The sequence below is a fragment of the Proteus sp. CA142267 genome (assembly GCF_003336825.1).
GTDB classification, from domain to species: Bacteria; Pseudomonadota; Gammaproteobacteria; order Enterobacterales; family Enterobacteriaceae; genus Proteus; species Proteus terrae.
The window spans coordinates 47,908-64,459 of the sequence record NZ_QPMG01000006.1 but is presented as its reverse complement, the minus strand read 5'-3'; the positions used below and the strand labels follow the sequence as shown (position 1 = coordinate 64,459).

Genomic DNA, 16,552 nt, shown 5'->3' with positions numbered 1-16,552 from the left:
ATTAACAAGTTATTTTTAACTATTTGTTTGATTATTAACCTTTTTATATAGGCTGATATTTTCGAATAACATTAATGGGAGGTGAAAAATGATTAGCAGGAAACGGTATAATTGAATATTTTTTGGAAAATACTCTAATCTTATTCATAGTGTTCTTATTAAAAAGTCCCCATATCAAATAGCTAATTTTTAATATGGGGAGAGTAAATAATCATCACTATTTAATTTTTAACTTGGCTTGCTTATCGTGTATTTTATTAATCAAACTCCAACACAAAGTTTGCGGAAGCACTGAGCTTGCCGGGTTTTACTTCATCGCCATAGCGATAATATTCAGCTTTTAATGGAACGTTATTAATACCACTGGCTAAATCAGCAAGCTTTACAAACTGATTATTAATTAATACGGTATCGCCACTGGAAGGGGATGAAACCACAAAACCAACACCTTTGGCATTATTACTATTACCTTCATTATCGGGTTTGATAATTGTTTTTTGCCCCTCATAACTTGTGGTGTTGTGTGCCATTAATTTTATTTTAGCGGAGGCATCACCAGTGCAATTGATTCTGAGATGATCTTCAGCATATTGATTATCGCGTGGAAAGCCGATATCAGAAAATGCAGTAATAGGCATTTTAGGTAAGTTCATCTCAAGATCTGTATTTTCAGCACTACAAGATGTTGGCGCACTAATAATATTTACGGATAAACGATAACTAAAACCAACGGCTGTTGTTCCACCACCAGAATTAAAGCGATTAATTAATATTGAGCCAATATATTGAGTCGTAAAACGCTGTGATTTAGGATTATCTTTAGTCGCGTAAACAATGACTGTTGCGTCTCTGGTATTAAGTTTGGGCGCATTGACTGGGATTTCTTGCCCTGGCTGACTTCTAAAAGCAAGGCCAGACTGGTTTTCGATTAGAACATAAGCATAATCGTCTAAGCCTACCGTAGGACCATTGCGTACAACATAATATGCAGGTCTACCATCAATATCTCCATAATATGTTGGCATTACACCACTTGCTTCGCTATATGTTGCATAAGCATAGAATTCCGCACCATCTGGGCAATCTGCGACTGCAACATCAGAGCCATCACGCTTAAATGTAAAACGTGCTACTTCTTGGTTCTTTTTAATCATCCCTTTTAGTTCAATGGTGCCACCTCTAGCATCCATCGTGCCATGTTTTATCCCCCCGTTATTGACACAATCAGGTGCAGCATGGCTGTAAAAAGAGAGAGAAGATAAACTAAGAGTAAAAATTAGAAATAATAATTTGTTTATCTTCTTTTTTAAGTTAGTCATTTTATTTCCTTATTTACACTCAGTATCTAAAATATATAAGCCATTAACGGGAGTTTTATTATCAATATCATAGGTTGCATGACAGCTTTTTTGCTCGCCATTAATTGTCCATGAAACTTGAATATTGCCTTGCGGTTTATTGGCAACAAAATAGAGTTGATGGAAGCTTGCAACTAATTGCATATCGTCGTTATCAATTTCGGCTTTAGCCCCCATTGGGATAGTACTCTTATCCGGTGTCTGTAATGTCAGTAGGAATTTAAATCCTTTTTTAGCATCAAAATCCGCCAACACTAATGCCCCTTTGGTCGGAATAATATTACTAATAATATTGTTAGAGATTTCAGTGTTACTTGGGATTGAATTAGTATTAACGCTAATGCTATTTTTTTGGTAAGGAGACATACCAGAAACAACGGCTAATCCACTATTATTGGTTTTAATGGATTGACCATTGATCACTTCAACACCTGAAGTATCTTTGGTTAAAATTAATGCATTCGTTTGTTGTAATGACGGAGCAAACACCGCGCCATATTGTGTTGCAACTAACGCACCACTAATACCATAGTTGATATTTTGCTTATCTTGCGTATATGAATAACCAGCATTAACAACAGCGCTTTGGGCTTTATAAGAGCCATTTAAACCACCACTATAATTAACACCTTTATTGCCATATCCTTGATAAACATCCCAATTTGCTTGGTTTTTATCACCATAGGTTCCGCTTAAACGTGCGGTTTGTAATACTTGGTTATCATTATTGGTCGATATACCATAATTTGCCCAAATGTAGTTATCATGCAATGAAAAAGGAATGCTGATATTCATACTTAAATCATGGCTACTTTTATTATTGTCGTTATAACGACTGCCATCGTAATAAGTGTAATAAACGCTATAGTTAATTTTATTAATCGCGCTGTTAAAGCCGGCATTATAAGAATGAACAGTTTTACCACTCACATATTTATAAATGACAGAATTTAAATTAATTGAAGCATTATTAGAAAATAAAGGCTGATTAATGGATAGTGTATACTCATTTTTCAATCCATCGCGTGGATTGTATTTTGTATCCTTGTGCTCCATCGCTTGCGTAAAGTTAAGAAAGTTGGCATCAAAATGGCGATAACCGACTAGCGAAAGTGTTGTATCTGTTACTGATATATTTTTAGAATAATTTACTCTAAATGCATTACCATGTAATGGATCATTGCCATTGTTAGTGGAAGACTTGGCGTATAGCAAATCGGTAGTGATCGCGCCATAGCTCCCTAAATTTACCCCTGTACCAACACCAACAGATTGATATTTTTCACCGAGCAGTACACCACCATAAAGAGTGACGTAATCAGTTAAACCATAGAAAGCTTCGGTTTGAACAACATAAGCACCATCGCCGCTGTTATTACCGTCATATTTACCAGTTGAAAAGCTATATTTTATTTCACCTTTTCTTTCAAGATTGGCAATAGAAGAAAAAGGCACAATAAAATTCTTTTCAGAGCCATCGGCTTCAGTCACGCTGACATATAAATCACCGCCACTGTTCATTGGATAATAATCGGTGATATTAAAAGGCCCAGCAGGTACGCTACGCTTATAAATCACTTGGCCGTTTTGGGTGATAGTGACAACAGATTCTGTATTAGCAATGCCAGAAACACTAGGCGCATAGGTTCTGTTTTGTGTTGGTGTCATTAATCTATCAGTAACGAGTTTAATACCTCTAAATTTTACTGAATCAAATAGCTGTGAAGAAGAATAGAGATCACCAATCATTAACTCACTATTAATGCTGGTAATTGCTCTAGAAAGAACATTACTTAATGTATTCCATTTTTTATCGCCATTTTCATTCTTTGTCCATGTTGAATAATTATTAAAACGCCAAGGACCTAAATTAACTTGGGTTTGAATATTGCCATAATAACTATTTTTCGTATTACCATGACTACGGCTATTAAATGAAGATAATGCATAATTCACTAATAATGCAGGAATACCTGAATCCCAATTTTTTATTTCATTCTCTTTTAATCTATCTTCGTTAACATATAATTGTGGCAGTGTTAAAATATACTGTTTTCTATTTAAATCTAAATAACCACTTGCATTGTTGATATCGTTGAGATTAATAAAACCATTATTTTTGTTTTTATTAATCACATCATGAGGGAGATCAATACCCGCGCTATACCATTCTTCAGCTGAAAGACGAGGGGCTAATATTTTATTATTGCCCTCATCTACCATTAGAATAAAATCAAATTCACGGGTTGATATACGATTATTATTTACAAAAAGTGTTACTGTATAGAGTCCTGGAGCGATACTATTCTCTCTAAATACATTGAGATCTTCATTAGTGACTTGTTGAGTACTTCCTTCAATATTTAATAGATTAGCAGGATAATAATCGTTTGCTGATATATTAAAAGAAGCAAATAAAGCACCCACAAAAAATAAATGAAGTGACGACTTATTAAAATAATTATCCATTGTCTTTTTCATATTTAATAATATCTCTTATTATAATGAGAATTCCATTGGCAGGCTTTTTCCAAAATCATCGATATAAAATAGTTTTATTTTTTCTTTACCAGAAAGTGTTTTATTTACATTAATAGCTGTTTCTGATTTTGGTGATAGAAAACTAGGTATTTTTTCAATTTCTTTTCCATCAACAATAAGTTTTCCAATATTGACAAAATAAGGTGAATTATTTGATACGACAAGGCTATTATTTTTCACATTCCATTTTAACTCTTTGATTTCTTTTTCAGTATTAACATCTTTAAGAGATTGAGGTCTATAAATTAGTTTGATCCTATTGGTTAGAGAATAGCGAAGAACATTCTCTAAATTTTCATTACTTGGTGCGACAAATTTAACATTGATCCAATACATAGATTCAACATCATTAGGCAAAATAGTATTTTTAGTCACTTGTAATGTATTTTTTTGCTGTGCCATTAACTTAATTAATGGTGGAGTAATAACAAAATCTTGAGTGAGTTTACCATTAAGATCTTCGACCCAAGACTGTAATAAATAATTAGTATTTTTATCGTCATTAAAGGCGACAAAACCTTCATTGTTATTTGTTTCATTATAAACAACACGTGTTGTTTCTAATCCAAATCCAGCAAAACAAGATGTGATTGAACTAAATATTAAGCCTAATCCTAAGAGTGTGTTTTTTAATATCATTGCTAAATACCTCTTGAATAGAAGCAGGTTAATATAATAATTAACCTGCTTCTATTTATTATTGATAAGTCAGGGTATAATTTAATGTTGCATCAGCACGTCCTGCTTCTACGTCATCATCAGTGCTGACATATTTGGCAATAAAAGAAAGTGTTTTAGATTTAAGATCGCCAGTATCTTTAATATCATATTCTTCAGTAAAATTGATACGGTAAGGATTAACTAGATCATAATCATCATAAATATGTATGCCGACATTTTTTGCGGTATTAGGATCATTAGGATTATCTAATGCTAAAATTCTATCAGAACTATCATCAGTTTTACCTGATAATTTTAATTTAACTTTACCTTGTGGTGGGCAATTAATTAAAGAGATATCTAATTTACCATTACCCGCTGATCCACCTACTTCGCTACCTGCGTCATTAAATTCACTGGTTGCGTAACGTCCCATATTAACGTTACCATCAGAACCTGTGCCATTAATATCAATAGTACACGTTGATGAATAAATTAAACCAGTAAAAGAAATCTGACCCGTTTGCTCTTCAGCAGAAACTGTAGCACTTGCCGTTATTGCAGAAATAACGAAAACCATTGGAAGTAATTTTTTTGTTAAAATAGGCATGTTAACCCCTAGTGATTGATATAAATAGTATTTAATAAAGCATATTAATTGCTATTTATTCTAAGATTAGTTTATTATTACTGCTCATAGATCAACTAAAGGCACCAGGAGATATCAGCAATTTAAACAGATAAATCTAATAAAAAATATAATCTTAAATAAAATAGCTTTTACTATTAATCATAAAAATCGTAATCAACTTTCATTGTTTTAATTTTTATAATTAACATTAAATCTGGATATAGAAATTGGCTTCAATTTTTGTATAAGCGGATTCTATGTGGTTTATTTAGTTCTGTCTCATGCACAGTGTTACAAAATTCTCTTATGTAATAGATGAAAATCATTAACAAGATAATAAAATATAATTTTTTTTATGTTATTTTTCATTGGATTATGTTTTTGAGAGGGAATGAGGATCAGAGGGGATAGTTTAAATTTACTTTATGGAAAATATATTTAGTTACAAATAGCATTAATATTAAATTATCAGGATGACAATTCTTTATAAAAAGTAGTCATTAAAAGAAGAGTTCCTAATAATAATGTAAACAGTATTAGTGGGAATAATTATTATTATAACTTTCTTTGTCTGTTTTTTTATTTAATTTTCATATTGGGTGTTTTAAATATGAAAACACCCATATTAAATGCAATTTTATTGAGCTTTCATTTTTCTATATAAAGTCGCAATGCTTATTCCTAAAATTTCAGCAGCTTTTTTCTTTCCTTCTAATGTTATTCCTGTTTTATCTAACACGCTCATAATGGTTTGATATTCTGATGTCAGGTTTTGAGTTTTGAGAAGCTCTTGTGTGTTTAATGGTTGAGTTTTATTTTTATTGTCTGTTTTAGCTTCTGTATAGATACCACTGGCTTTTTCTAAAGGATCAGAATGAGGGGTTTCTAGCAAATAAGGAGGAAGGTGACTGAGGTTTAAATCAACGGTATCGCCTTGCATAACATACATATACTCAATCACATTGCGTAGCTCTCTAATATTGCCGGGCCAATCATAGGAATATAGGTAGTTAATAATAGAGTTGGGGATCTTCGTTGCAGGTCGCTGATAGGTTAATGCTAAATCGTCGGCAAAAAATTGCGCAAGCTCTGCAATGTCTTCCCGATGATCACGTAATGCGGGAGTGTGGATCGGAACCACATTCAGACGATAAAACAGATCTTCACGAAACTGTCCTTTATTTACCATTTCACGCAGATCTTTATTGGTGGCGGCAATGATCCTCACATCAATATTGATCATATTATTAGAGCCAACACGAGTAATACTTTTTTCTTGGAGTACACGTAAAAGCTTGGCTTGTAGATGCAAAGGCATATCCCCAATTTCATCTAGGAATAGGCTTCCACCATGCGCTAATTCAAATTTACCAATACGCCCTTTAGGATCAGCGCCACTAAATGCACCACGTACATAACCAAAAAGCTCACTTTCCAGTAGTTGTTCTGGGATAGCTGCACAATTAATGGTAATAAAAGGCTGTTTTGTGCGTAGGCTTTGTTGGTGAATAGAGTAAGCAACCACTTCTTTACCTGAACCGCTTTCTCCAGTGATAAGTACGCTGGCGTGGCTAACGGCGACTTTACTTAACATACTTTTTAATTGAAGCATATTTTGTGAGTTGCCAATTAAAGGGGAGTGGGGATTTTCATCAACGGAGAGGGTATTTACTTGTGTCATATAATCACGAGCATCATGAAAGATAACCATGCTAAGTTGGTCATTATCAACTGATGAAAACGTGATTTTTTTACACAGAACATGATAGCGTTGTTGGTTTAATATCAGCCATGCTTCTTCATCGCCATAAAGAATATCGCCTGTCATCTGGATATCGAGAGATTGACCAATCAATTCACAATCAAAAAAGCGTAAAGCAGAAAGATTAGCGTGCCAAATTTTGCCTTGGCTATCGATCGCAATCACCCCCCTATCCATGACATCAATCAAGTTACGGAAAGTGCCAAATCGTTCTTGTTCTCTAAGCCTTTCAAGGCATTCAAAAACACGGCTTGAGATCATCTCTGAAAATTGCTCTATAAAGGTGATAAAAGCCTGCTTTTGTTTCATCAGGAATTTTTTTTGTTCTCGGTTAGAACAGATAATGCCAATAACACCAATAACTTGATTATTAAGGAAAATTGGCGCGTTTAGATCAAGCTCTTCGGTACAAGTTAAGCGATTTTGACAGAGTTGGCAGAGATCGTTCTCTTTTGGATCTTCAATCAGAATGGTTTTTTGAACCTGTAGTACATGGCGATAAATATGCCCATTACTGGAGACGTCTTGATTGAGCATATAGCGATAACGACCTGTACCAGCAATACGAATTAAGTTGTTATCAATAATTTCAACATCGGTACCAGTGATACCGGCAATGGCATCAGTGTACTTGCTGATTTCATCTTGTAGGGTACTGAGTAATGAGTGCATCACATTCTCACCTTAAAATTATCAATATTGATAATAAATTATCATCACCTGTTTGGTGAGTTAAATTTAGTTGTTATTTATTAGTTTGTTATGTGTTTTTTGTATAAAGCTCACACAGTTTATTATTATTGATAATTTATCACTTAAATAAAACCGCCTAGATCACAGCTTTTCTGCATCATGAATTTCATCTCTTAATCGTTAAATCAATAAAAATATTTAAAATCAAATTGTTATGTTTTTATTCAATGTTTTTTCAGTGAGTTGGCATACATATTGCGATATAGGGGATAACCCTATGTATTCCGATTAATCGCGATATTGGGTTATCGCGAATTTTAAAGTGTGATTAAGAGGTAATTCCATGCAGGAGCAATTGCAGTACCTGATTAACCAAAGTTCATTTACGCGAAAACCAACCGCTGAGCTTGCCCCTTTTCGTTATGAAGAGTTAGTCAAAGCGTTAGATTTTCACAGAACTATTCCAGGATACGCACCTACACCGTTATTTCATTTACCCCAGTTAGCCAAAACCTTAGGGGTTGGTGAGTTATATCTCAAAGACGAGTCTTTCCGTTTTGGTTTAAAAGCATTTAAAGCGTTAGGTGGTGCTTATGCGATGGCACGCCATATTGCTGATTTCCTCGAAATGGACATAAGTGAATTACCTTATGAGGTAATGATCAGTGATGAGATCAGGAAAAAGTTAAATGGCGTAACTTTTGCGACAACCACTGACGGGAATCATGGACGCGGTGTTGCTTGGATGGCAAGACAGTTAAAGCAAAAAGCTGTGGTCTATATGCCAAAAGGATCATCACAAGAACGTTTGGATGCCATTTTACGTGAAGGTGCCGTCGCTGAAATCGTTGATATGAACTATGACGATGCAGTGAGAATGACAGCTGAAATGGCTGAAAAATACGGCTGGATAGTGGTTCAAGATACTGCATGGGATGGTTATGAAGAGATCCCACTTTGGATCATGCAAGGCTACGGCACTTTAATGCTGGAATCTCTCGCGCAATTACATGAAGTACCTCCGACGCATATTTTTGTGCAAGCCGGTGTGGGCTCTTTTGCGGGTATGGTGCAAGGCATGGTAACCGCGGCTTATGGCAAACAAGCACCGAAAGTGATTGTGGCTGAAGCACGTATTGCCGACTGCTTATATCAATCTGCGGTATCAGGAAAAGCGGATGCCATTCCTGTTGGTGGGGATCTACAAACAGTGATGGCAGGGCTTGCTTGTGGTGAGGCGAATAGTATTGGTTGGAATTTATTACGCGATTATTCAGCGGCATTTTTCTCTTGCCCTGATGCCGTCGCGACTAGGGGAATGCGGATTTTAGGGAACCCTTTACCCGGTGATCCGCACATCATTTCTGGTGAATCTGGCGCAGTGACAACAGGCTTGCTCTCTATTTTGATGCAATCACCTGTTTATCAGAGCGCGAAAGAAGCGCTGGGATTAGATGAAAATGCAAGAGTGCTTGTGATAAGCACTGAAGGTGACACTGATCCTGAACGTTATCGCGATATCGTGTGGGATGGTGAGTTGCCTAGCTTCAAACAATTTTAAAAAACAAATAAGTCTTTTGGAGTGAACAGTATGTTATCAGCAAACCGATTTGATGAAGTTATTAAGAATTGCCAATTATTAATCCAACAAAAAAGCTATTCAGGTGAAGAAGGTAACGTTGTTAAGGTCATAGAAGAGATGATGAAAAACTATGATTTTGACGACATTCATATTGATAAATACGGCAATATCATTGGCGGAATTATAGGTCAACATCCAGGGAAAACCCTTGTTTTTGATGGTCATATCGACACCGTACCGGTTAGTGAGCGTGACTGGAAAGAAAAGCCTTATGGTGCAGAAATAAAAGACGGTAAGATTTATGGCCGTGGCACCAGTGATATGAAAGGTGCTGTCGCTGCCATGATTTCGGCGATAGGTTTTTATGGCCAAGATAATCAGCGCAACTTTGCTGGCCGCATTTATGTCTCTTGTATTGTGCATGAAGAGTGTTTTGAAGGTGTTGCCGCAAGACTCGTTTCTGAGCGCTATAAACCAGACTATGTGGTGATTGGTGAAGCCTCCGAATTAAACCTCAAAATTGGGCAACGTGGTCGTGCTGAAATTGTTGTTGAAACTTTTGGTAAACCCGCTCACTCCGCTAATCCAGATGCAGGGATCAACTCTGTTTATAAAATGGCAAAACTGATCGAGAAGATCAGAACCTTAACGCCATCGGTTCATCCTGTATTAGGAAAAGGGATCTTAGAACTAACGGATATTAAATCATCACCTTATCCGGGTGCTTCGGTAGTACCTGAGTATTGTCGTGCCACTTACGATCGCCGTTTATTAGTGGGTGAAACTAAAGAGCAAGTGCTTGCACCATTACAAAAAGCGATTGATGAACTCGCTTCTCAAGATGCTGATTTTAAAGCTAAAGTCTCTTATGCCTACGGTACTGAAAAATGTTACACCGGAGCCACTATTGAAGGTGAACGTTTCTTCCCTGGGTGGGTATTAGAAGAGAGCGATCCTTATGTACAAAGCGTTTTAAAAGGGCTGCGTGAATCGGGCTTTAACCCTACCGTCACACAATACTCTTTCTGTACTAACGGTAGCCACTATGCAGGTGAAGCGGGCATTAAAACCATTGGTTTTGGTCCATCTCGCGAAAACTTGGCACACACCATTGATGAATATATCGAAATTGAACAGCTAACAGGTGCTGCGAGCGGTTACTACAGCATTATGAATAGCCTTTACCACCTTTAATTCTTACGAAATAAATCCTTACTAGAAGAGTATCTGACAAAACAGTCAGATGCTCTTTGGAGAAATAACAGAATGAAAACAATATTTAAAAACGCCACTGTTATTGATGGAACAGGGGCAAGTGCATTTCAAGCTGATGTTGTGGTTAATGAAGGAAAAATAATAAAAATCGGCCAGTTTGATGCAAAAACAAATGATCAGATTATTGATGCAACAGGGAAAATAGTTTGTCCCGGTTTTATAGATACACATACTCACTCTGACTTGTCTGCTCTGCTTAATCCTGCTTTATCCGCCAAAATCCGCCAAGGGATCACCACTGAATTGTTAGGGCAAGATGGTGTCGCGTTAGCACCATTACCAGAACAATATATTTCAGCATGGCGCAAGAATATTGCGGGTTTAGATGGCGATTCTGACAGCATTGATTGGCATTTTAAAAATACCGAAGGTTATTTAGGTATGTTGGAAGCTAGAGGCTCTGCAACGAATCTTGCATACCTTGTTCCTCATGGCAACATCCGAATGGAAGCGATGGGATTAGAAGGTAATCCTTCTACTCGCGAAGATGTCGCCAAGATGTGTGAGATCTTAGAGCGTGAATTAAAAGCAGGGGCGTTTGGTTTATCAACAGGATTGATTTATATGCCTTGTGCCTTTGGTGATACCGCCGAAATGATCGAACTTTGTAAGGTGACAGCAAAACACAATGGTATTTTTGTCGTTCACCAGCGCAGTGAAGCTGACGATATTATTCAATCAACTCAAGAGCTTATTGATATCGCTAAAGCATCAGGTGTTTGGTTGCATATTTCCCATATGAAAGTTTGTGGTAAGAAAAACTGGGGATTAATCGATGAAATGCTCGGTATGTTAGAGCAAGCACAAAAAGAGGGCATTCGTATCTCTTTTGACCAATACCCGTATGTGGCAGGTAGTACTATGCTTGGGGTGATCTTACCGCCTTGGGTTCACGCAGGAGGTACAGAAAAATTATTAGAGCGCTTAGCTTCTCCTGAACTGCGTAAAAAGATGATTGAAGATATCGAAAAAGGTATTCCGGGTTGGGATAACTTTATTGATTTCGCAGGGTTAGAAAATATTTATGTCACTAGTTCTAAAACAGAAAAAAACCAAGATGCCGTTGGCCTTAGCCTTGTAGAGCTAGGTAAATTGAGAGGTAAAGATCCGTATAACGCAACTTTCGATCTGCTATATGAAGAAGAAAATGCGGTAGGAATGGTGGATTTTTACGGTACAGAAGAACACGTTATCAAATTCTTATGTCGTCCTGAACAAAACGTATGTACTGATGGGCTAATGGGAGCAGGTAAGCCTCATCCCCGTGTATTCGGTGCATTCCCTCGTGTTTTAGGGAAGTACGTCAGAGAAGAAAAATGCCTCACTTGGGAACAAGCTATCCGCAAAATGACAGGTAAACCTGCAGAAGTCCTTCGATTAACCGACAGAGGCTTAATTAAAGAGGGATATGCCGCAGATATTGTGATGTTTGATCCTGAAACCATTATTGATAAAGGTACGTTTGTTGAACCAAACCAATACCCAGAAGGGATCGACTTGGTGATGGTCAATGGTCGTATTGCATTAATTAATGGGCTCGAAAGTTACGCTTGTAGCGGTCATGTTTTAAGAGCATAGCCGCACAATAGCGCTCTTAAACGTTAAACCTTATCTCTGTTTATCACGGTTGTTCTTCAACCGTGATGGTTTCCCCTTACCTGAGGAACAGGAAAATGAGTTCAAATATTATTCCAGGCCTTCATCAGAAGAAAACATGGAAAGCTCGTTATACGGTTTTATCCTTAATTTGGTTAGCATGGTTACTTTCATTCTTAGATAGAATGGTAATGAGTGTTTCATTACCCTTTATTGGACGTGATCTTAATCTTGATACCACCCAACAAGGCTTAATAATCAGTGCGTTCTTTGTCGGTTATGCGGCATTCCAAATACCTGGTGGTTTCTTAGCTGACCGCTTTGGTGCGCGTAAAATCATGGCGATCGGTATTGCATGGTGGTCAGTATTCACCAGCTTAACGGGTATGGTGTTTACATTACCGTTAATGCTTGCCGTGCGATTCTTATTTGGTATTGGTGAAGGCTGTTTTCCCTCTGCCTCTTGGAAAATGATCTCAACTTATTTCCCATCTAAAGAGCGTGGTCGTGCAACGGCAATTCAATCAACAGTAAATACCTTAGGGCCAGCATTAGCTGTCATTGTTGCAGCGAGTATTATCGGTGCTTTTGGCTGGCATATGGTGTTTATTGTTTTAGGTATTCCGGGTTTATTAATTGCTGCAGGTATTTACTTCTTCACTCGTGATAATCCAAAAGATCATCCAAGTATTACTCAGCAAGATCTCGATGAATTAGCGGCAGATGGTACATTAACGGATAAACCTGTTGAAGCGGTACCTTTTAAAGACGTTTTAAAGATGCCAGTGTTGTGGCAAATGGCAGCGATTTGGTTTCTGTTTGATATTACCTTCTGGGGATTCTCAACATGGCTGCCAAGTTATTTAATTACTGTTCGTGAATTCTCTTTGGCTAAAACCGGGGTAATGGCGGCTATTCCATTTTTATTTGGTGCGGGTGGTACATTATTAGGTGGTTATGTTTCTGATAAATGTAAATCACAGCGTAAATGGTTATATATGGTTACCGCAGTAATTGCAGCAGGCTTCTTATATATGACATATACCGTTGAAAGTGCGGATATGGCTGTTGTATATCAGTGTATTTCAGCATTATTTATGTTCTTCGCCATGGCAATGTTCTGGGGGATTTTAATGGATACTATCCCGAATAAAATCATGGGCCGAGCTTCAGGAATTGTTAATTTCGGGGGGCAAATGGCAGGTGTTGTTTCCGCACCGGTTATGGGATTCTTAATTAAAGCCAGTGGCGGTAGTTATGACAGTGCATTTATGTTTATGATAGTTGCATTGGTTGCCTCTGCTGTTGTGACGTTCACTGTTAAAATGAAAAATACACCTGCACCCGTTTAATTAATCAGTATTAATAACGTTGATATTTAAATAAGTGTGATGTTATTAAAAGAAATAAGATTAATTAAATAAAATAAATGTATTAACTGTAAGATTTATTTATTAAAATTCACTATACGCTTTATTGATTTTTTAATTTAAAAAATCTTATTGCAGGATACTTTTGTCTTAAAAAAGCCACGATTAAAAATCGTGGCTTTGCTTTTGTTAGATTAATGACATTATTTGTTTGTCAGAACAAAGTCATTATCACTAAAACAGAGTGTGGCATCGCCACGAATAACTCGGTGATGGGCAATATGGCGTTGGCTATTTAATGAGGCGTGCTGCTTCAGCATATAATCCTCTAAATGCCATGCAATAAGTTGTTTAGCGAGCTTTTTATTAGCGTGCTGACTACGCTCTGATTGCACTTTTACACTAATACCAGTGGCAATATGTGTTGCTCTGACCGCAGATTCTGTTTTGTTAACATGCTGTCCACCGGGGCCATTGGAACGCATGGTTTCAAAGACAATTTCTTTGTCATTAATTTCATCAGGTTGTTCAAAACAAGCAACACCAATAAACCAGTTTTTACGCTTATGTCGTGGTCGTAATGTGCTTGCACACTGCCATTGCACTGAACCTGCCCACTGTTGTGCGATAGCTTGTGCATCACTACCTTCAAGAGATACTAACGCAGATTTTAAGCCATGACGTGAAGGCTCTTTTTCAAGAACAGTAATGCTAACTTGCTGTTTTTCTGTTGATTTCAAAAAATAATTTAAGGCTTTTTCAACGGCTAAACAGCACTCTTCAGGGCCTTGTGCGGAGGTGAATTGTAATAACATTACGCCATTTCCCCACTGGTTTTATAGGTGATCACGGGTTTTAAACGTGCAATAACTTCGATTAATCCAATGTTCACCATACTTTCAATCACAGTCTCAATTGATTTATAAGATTGTGGTGCTTCTTCATAAATCAGCTGTTTATTGGCACAAATAATACGGCTACCTAATGTAGTTCGTGAAAGTTGTAAGGGCGTAAAACGGTGTGATAAACGTCCTTTACACTCTGTACGCATCCATTTTCTGCCTGCACCATGTGGTAATGAATGAAGGCTTAATTCAGACACAATTGGCTTAACAATATAGCTATAATCACCGCGTGAACCCGGAATAACGACCATATCGTGATGTGCCGGTGTTGCACCTTTTCGATGTAACCAGCCTTGTTGACCATATAACTCACAAGGCTCCACAAGATTATGATTTACATCAGAAATAACTTCACCTTGAGTACGTATTTGGCGCATCATTCTTTCACCAATAAGGCGACGATTAATCTTTGCATAATCAAGTGCATTATTGTGAGCTTGCAAATATTCATTTGCATCTTCGGTGTTAGCAATCAGCCCTTTATGACCAAAATGTTCTGTATGGGCACGTAAGATAGATTGTCCTAAGCCTCTCGATCCGCTGTGAACGAGTAGCAATAACTGTTTTTTATTGATACCACTTTCAGCGAAAAGCGTTTCATTGATCACTTGGTCAATTTGTTGGAATTCAGCAAAGTGATTACCACCACCAATAGAGCCTAAAGATCCAGCAAAAGGGTGGTTTTGCATTTCAGTCGGTAGATGTGCTTCTAACCATTCTGAAGGTGCGATATCACTCATTTCACTCAACTGTTTTTCTGCTTTATCTAAGTTAAGTTTGCTGTTTTTAAATTCAGTTTGAAAGAGTGTCATACCACAGCCAATATCATTTCCGACTAAGGCAGGGTAAAAACGATTAACAGAAAAAAAGGCTGCTCCAATAGGATAACCGCGACCTGGATGTAGGTCTGGCATACCTGCTACATAAGCCATATCAGGAAGTTGAGCCGTTGTTTCTAATTGTTGGATTGCTTTGCTTTCAATCCAGGTATTATCCGATGCGATATAACAAACGCTATCAGATAAATAATGAACACACTTGTCCATATACCAATCCATATAATGTAAAGGATAAAAAATAAATTGATTGGCGGACAGCAAAAAGAAGGAAAAAAGGATTACTTCTGAGATTGTCCGCAAAGAGTATTCATATTTGTAATTGTCATGGGATACCTCCTTGCGTTAATTAAAATGGGTGAGAAATAATAAATCGCGGGCATAGTAACCACTTTTTTTTGCCTTGGCAATCAAAAAGTGGCGTGAATTTTCTTTGTTTTTATAAAAGAGAATAAATGTAATTTATTTAATTTAAGGCTAAATTTTCTTTATTATCTATTTTAGTTAGCTCTCTATTTTTAATTAATAAATTACTTTTACTGAGCTTTTTCGGCAATAATCTTCGTAATCATCCGTCAATTTTCTATCTGTGATAACAACATCAAACTGAGCTAAATCGCCCATATTGCCTGTCGCTGTTTCATCAAAATAGTGATATTTGGTGAGTAAAATTTTACGAATAGATTTATCCATCGCTTTTTTCTTCATATAAAGATCGTCGATGTTATAACAGGTAACGCCAAAATCGAGATGAACACCTTCAGCTGAAATAAAAGCTTTCTTAGGATTAATGCTATCAAGATAAGAAGGTTGGGTAGGATTGTAGAAAGAATCACTTTTAGGGCGATATTCACCTCCGCAGAGTAATACGGTGGCATTTTTCTTCTGGCTTAATGCCAAAAATACGCGATGAGAATAACAAATTCCGGTGAAATGCAGGTTATCGGGAATCAGCTCAATCAGTGTAGGAATAAGTTGTCCATTATCGAAAAAAAGAACATCGCCATTAGAGACCATACCTGCGGCAAGGTTAGGAATATGAAGTTCTTCGGTTTGATCCGGCGTAATAATATCAGAGGATGTTGAAATTAACCCTGAATGAGGCTGGGCTAATGCAACAACATAACCACCTAATAATGACATCGGAAAAGGGTTTTCGGCGTCAGAACTAAGGTCGCGCCTAATTGTCATTTCAGAAACTTCAAGGATCCTCGCGGCGTCTTTAAGATGTATGCGACCTGAGCGTTTAATACATTCACTGAGGCGGCGCAAACGTTCTTGCTGTTTGGTCTCTATCACCGAAGGATCCTTGTGTTATCGAATAGCGTACTCCAAGAAAATAT

Annotated in this window: 12 protein-coding genes; 4 read left to right on the top strand and 8 right to left on the bottom strand. The window is 37.0% G+C overall.

Features of this window, described 5'->3' with window-relative positions; translation table 11 throughout:
- Window positions 1-257 precede the first annotated feature (257 nt).
- The 5 genes from C0T34_RS11380 to C0T34_RS11360 all read right to left on the bottom strand — a co-directional run bounded on the left by C0T34_RS11380 (window position 258) and on the right by C0T34_RS11360 (window position 7,624).
- Entirely contained in the window at window positions 258-1,319 is a 1,062-nt protein-coding gene (locus C0T34_RS11380; RefSeq protein WP_098941322.1) for a fimbrial protein, read from the bottom strand.
- A gap of 9 nt (window positions 1,320-1,328) precedes the next feature.
- On the bottom strand, window positions 1,329-3,839 hold the full coding sequence (locus C0T34_RS11375) for a fimbria/pilus outer membrane usher protein (protein ID WP_239450327.1): 2,511 nt from the start codon (window positions 3,837-3,839) through the stop codon (window positions 1,329-1,331).
- Window positions 3,840-3,857: 18 nt separating this feature from the next.
- Window positions 3,858-4,538, bottom strand: coding sequence for a molecular chaperone (locus C0T34_RS11370; protein ID WP_109850193.1), 681 nt, complete (start codon window positions 4,536-4,538; stop codon window positions 3,858-3,860).
- Between the two features lie 58 nt (window positions 4,539-4,596).
- Window positions 4,597-5,169 carry a fimbrial protein gene (locus tag C0T34_RS11365; protein ID WP_109850192.1) on the bottom strand — a complete coding sequence of 191 codons (573 nt, stop codon included), beginning with the start codon at window positions 5,167-5,169 and terminating at the stop codon, window positions 4,597-4,599.
- Between the two features lie 658 nt (window positions 5,170-5,827).
- The gene (locus tag C0T34_RS11360) at window positions 5,828-7,624 is read right to left on the bottom strand and encodes a sigma 54-interacting transcriptional regulator (RefSeq protein ID WP_109850191.1); all 1,797 of its coding nucleotides are present in this window, start codon (window positions 7,622-7,624) and stop codon (window positions 5,828-5,830) included.
- Window positions 7,625-7,988: 364 nt separating this feature from the next.
- Between C0T34_RS11360 and dpaL the strand changes: the two genes are divergently transcribed.
- From dpaL to C0T34_RS11340, 4 genes are all read left to right on the top strand, one after another.
- Entirely contained in the window at window positions 7,989-9,206 is a 1,218-nt protein-coding gene (gene dpaL, locus C0T34_RS11355) for a diaminopropionate ammonia-lyase (RefSeq protein ID WP_098941318.1), read from the top strand.
- Window positions 9,207-9,236: 30 nt separating this feature from the next.
- Window positions 9,237-10,421, top strand: coding sequence for a YgeY family selenium metabolism-linked hydrolase (locus C0T34_RS11350; protein ID WP_098941317.1), 1,185 nt, complete (start codon window positions 9,237-9,239; stop codon window positions 10,419-10,421).
- 72 nt (window positions 10,422-10,493) lie between these two features.
- A complete protein-coding gene (locus tag C0T34_RS11345; protein ID WP_109850190.1) occupies window positions 10,494-12,080 on the top strand; it encodes a D-aminoacylase in 1,587 nt (528 codons plus the stop codon).
- A 95-nt stretch (window positions 12,081-12,175) separates the two neighbouring features.
- The gene (locus C0T34_RS11340) at window positions 12,176-13,450 is read left to right on the top strand and encodes an MFS transporter (protein WP_109850189.1); all 1,275 of its coding nucleotides are present in this window, start codon (window positions 12,176-12,178) and stop codon (window positions 13,448-13,450) included.
- 221 nt (window positions 13,451-13,671) lie between these two features.
- On the opposite strand, the gene prfH is transcribed toward C0T34_RS11340, so the two are convergent.
- The 3 genes from prfH to C0T34_RS11325 all read right to left on the bottom strand — a co-directional run bounded on the left by prfH (window position 13,672) and on the right by C0T34_RS11325 (window position 16,508).
- Window positions 13,672-14,283, bottom strand: coding sequence for a peptide chain release factor H (prfH, locus tag C0T34_RS11335; RefSeq protein ID WP_109850188.1), 612 nt, complete (start codon window positions 14,281-14,283; stop codon window positions 13,672-13,674).
- On the bottom strand, window positions 14,283-15,419 hold the full coding sequence (locus tag C0T34_RS11330) for an RNA ligase RtcB family protein (RefSeq protein WP_098941314.1): 1,137 nt from the start codon (window positions 15,417-15,419) through the stop codon (window positions 14,283-14,285). The genes prfH and C0T34_RS11330 overlap by 1 nt, the downstream gene beginning before the upstream one ends.
- Window positions 15,420-15,731: 312 nt before the next feature.
- Window positions 15,732-16,508 carry a DeoR family transcriptional regulator gene (locus C0T34_RS11325; protein ID WP_109850187.1) on the bottom strand — a complete coding sequence of 259 codons (777 nt, stop codon included), beginning with the start codon at window positions 16,506-16,508 and terminating at the stop codon, window positions 15,732-15,734.
- Window positions 16,509-16,552 lie beyond the last annotated feature (44 nt).

What these genes read in the sequence shown, in the direction of transcription:
- C0T34_RS11380 (WP_098941322.1), bottom strand. Translation starts at nt 1,319, where the DNA reads ATGACTAACTTAAAAAAGAAGATAAACAAATTATTATTTCTAATTTTT.
- C0T34_RS11375 (WP_239450327.1), bottom strand. Translation starts at nt 3,839, where the DNA reads ATGAAAAAGACAATGGATAATTATTTTAATAAGTCGTCACTTCATTTA.
- C0T34_RS11370 (WP_109850193.1), bottom strand. Translation starts at nt 4,538, where the DNA reads ATGATATTAAAAAACACACTCTTAGGATTAGGCTTAATATTTAGTTCA.
- C0T34_RS11365 (WP_109850192.1), bottom strand. Translation starts at nt 5,169, where the DNA reads ATGCCTATTTTAACAAAAAAATTACTTCCAATGGTTTTCGTTATTTCT.
- C0T34_RS11360 (WP_109850191.1), bottom strand. Translation starts at nt 7,624, where the DNA reads ATGCACTCATTACTCAGTACCCTACAAGATGAAATCAGCAAGTACACT.
- dpaL (WP_098941318.1), top strand. Translation starts at nt 7,989, where the DNA reads ATGCAGGAGCAATTGCAGTACCTGATTAACCAAAGTTCATTTACGCGA.
- C0T34_RS11350 (WP_098941317.1), top strand. Translation starts at nt 9,237, where the DNA reads ATGTTATCAGCAAACCGATTTGATGAAGTTATTAAGAATTGCCAATTA.
- C0T34_RS11345 (WP_109850190.1), top strand. Translation starts at nt 10,494, where the DNA reads ATGAAAACAATATTTAAAAACGCCACTGTTATTGATGGAACAGGGGCA.
- C0T34_RS11340 (WP_109850189.1), top strand. Translation starts at nt 12,176, where the DNA reads ATGAGTTCAAATATTATTCCAGGCCTTCATCAGAAGAAAACATGGAAA.
- prfH (WP_109850188.1), bottom strand. Translation starts at nt 14,283, where the DNA reads ATGTTATTACAATTCACCTCCGCACAAGGCCCTGAAGAGTGCTGTTTA.
- C0T34_RS11330 (WP_098941314.1), bottom strand. Translation starts at nt 15,419, where the DNA reads ATGGACAAGTGTGTTCATTATTTATCTGATAGCGTTTGTTATATCGCA.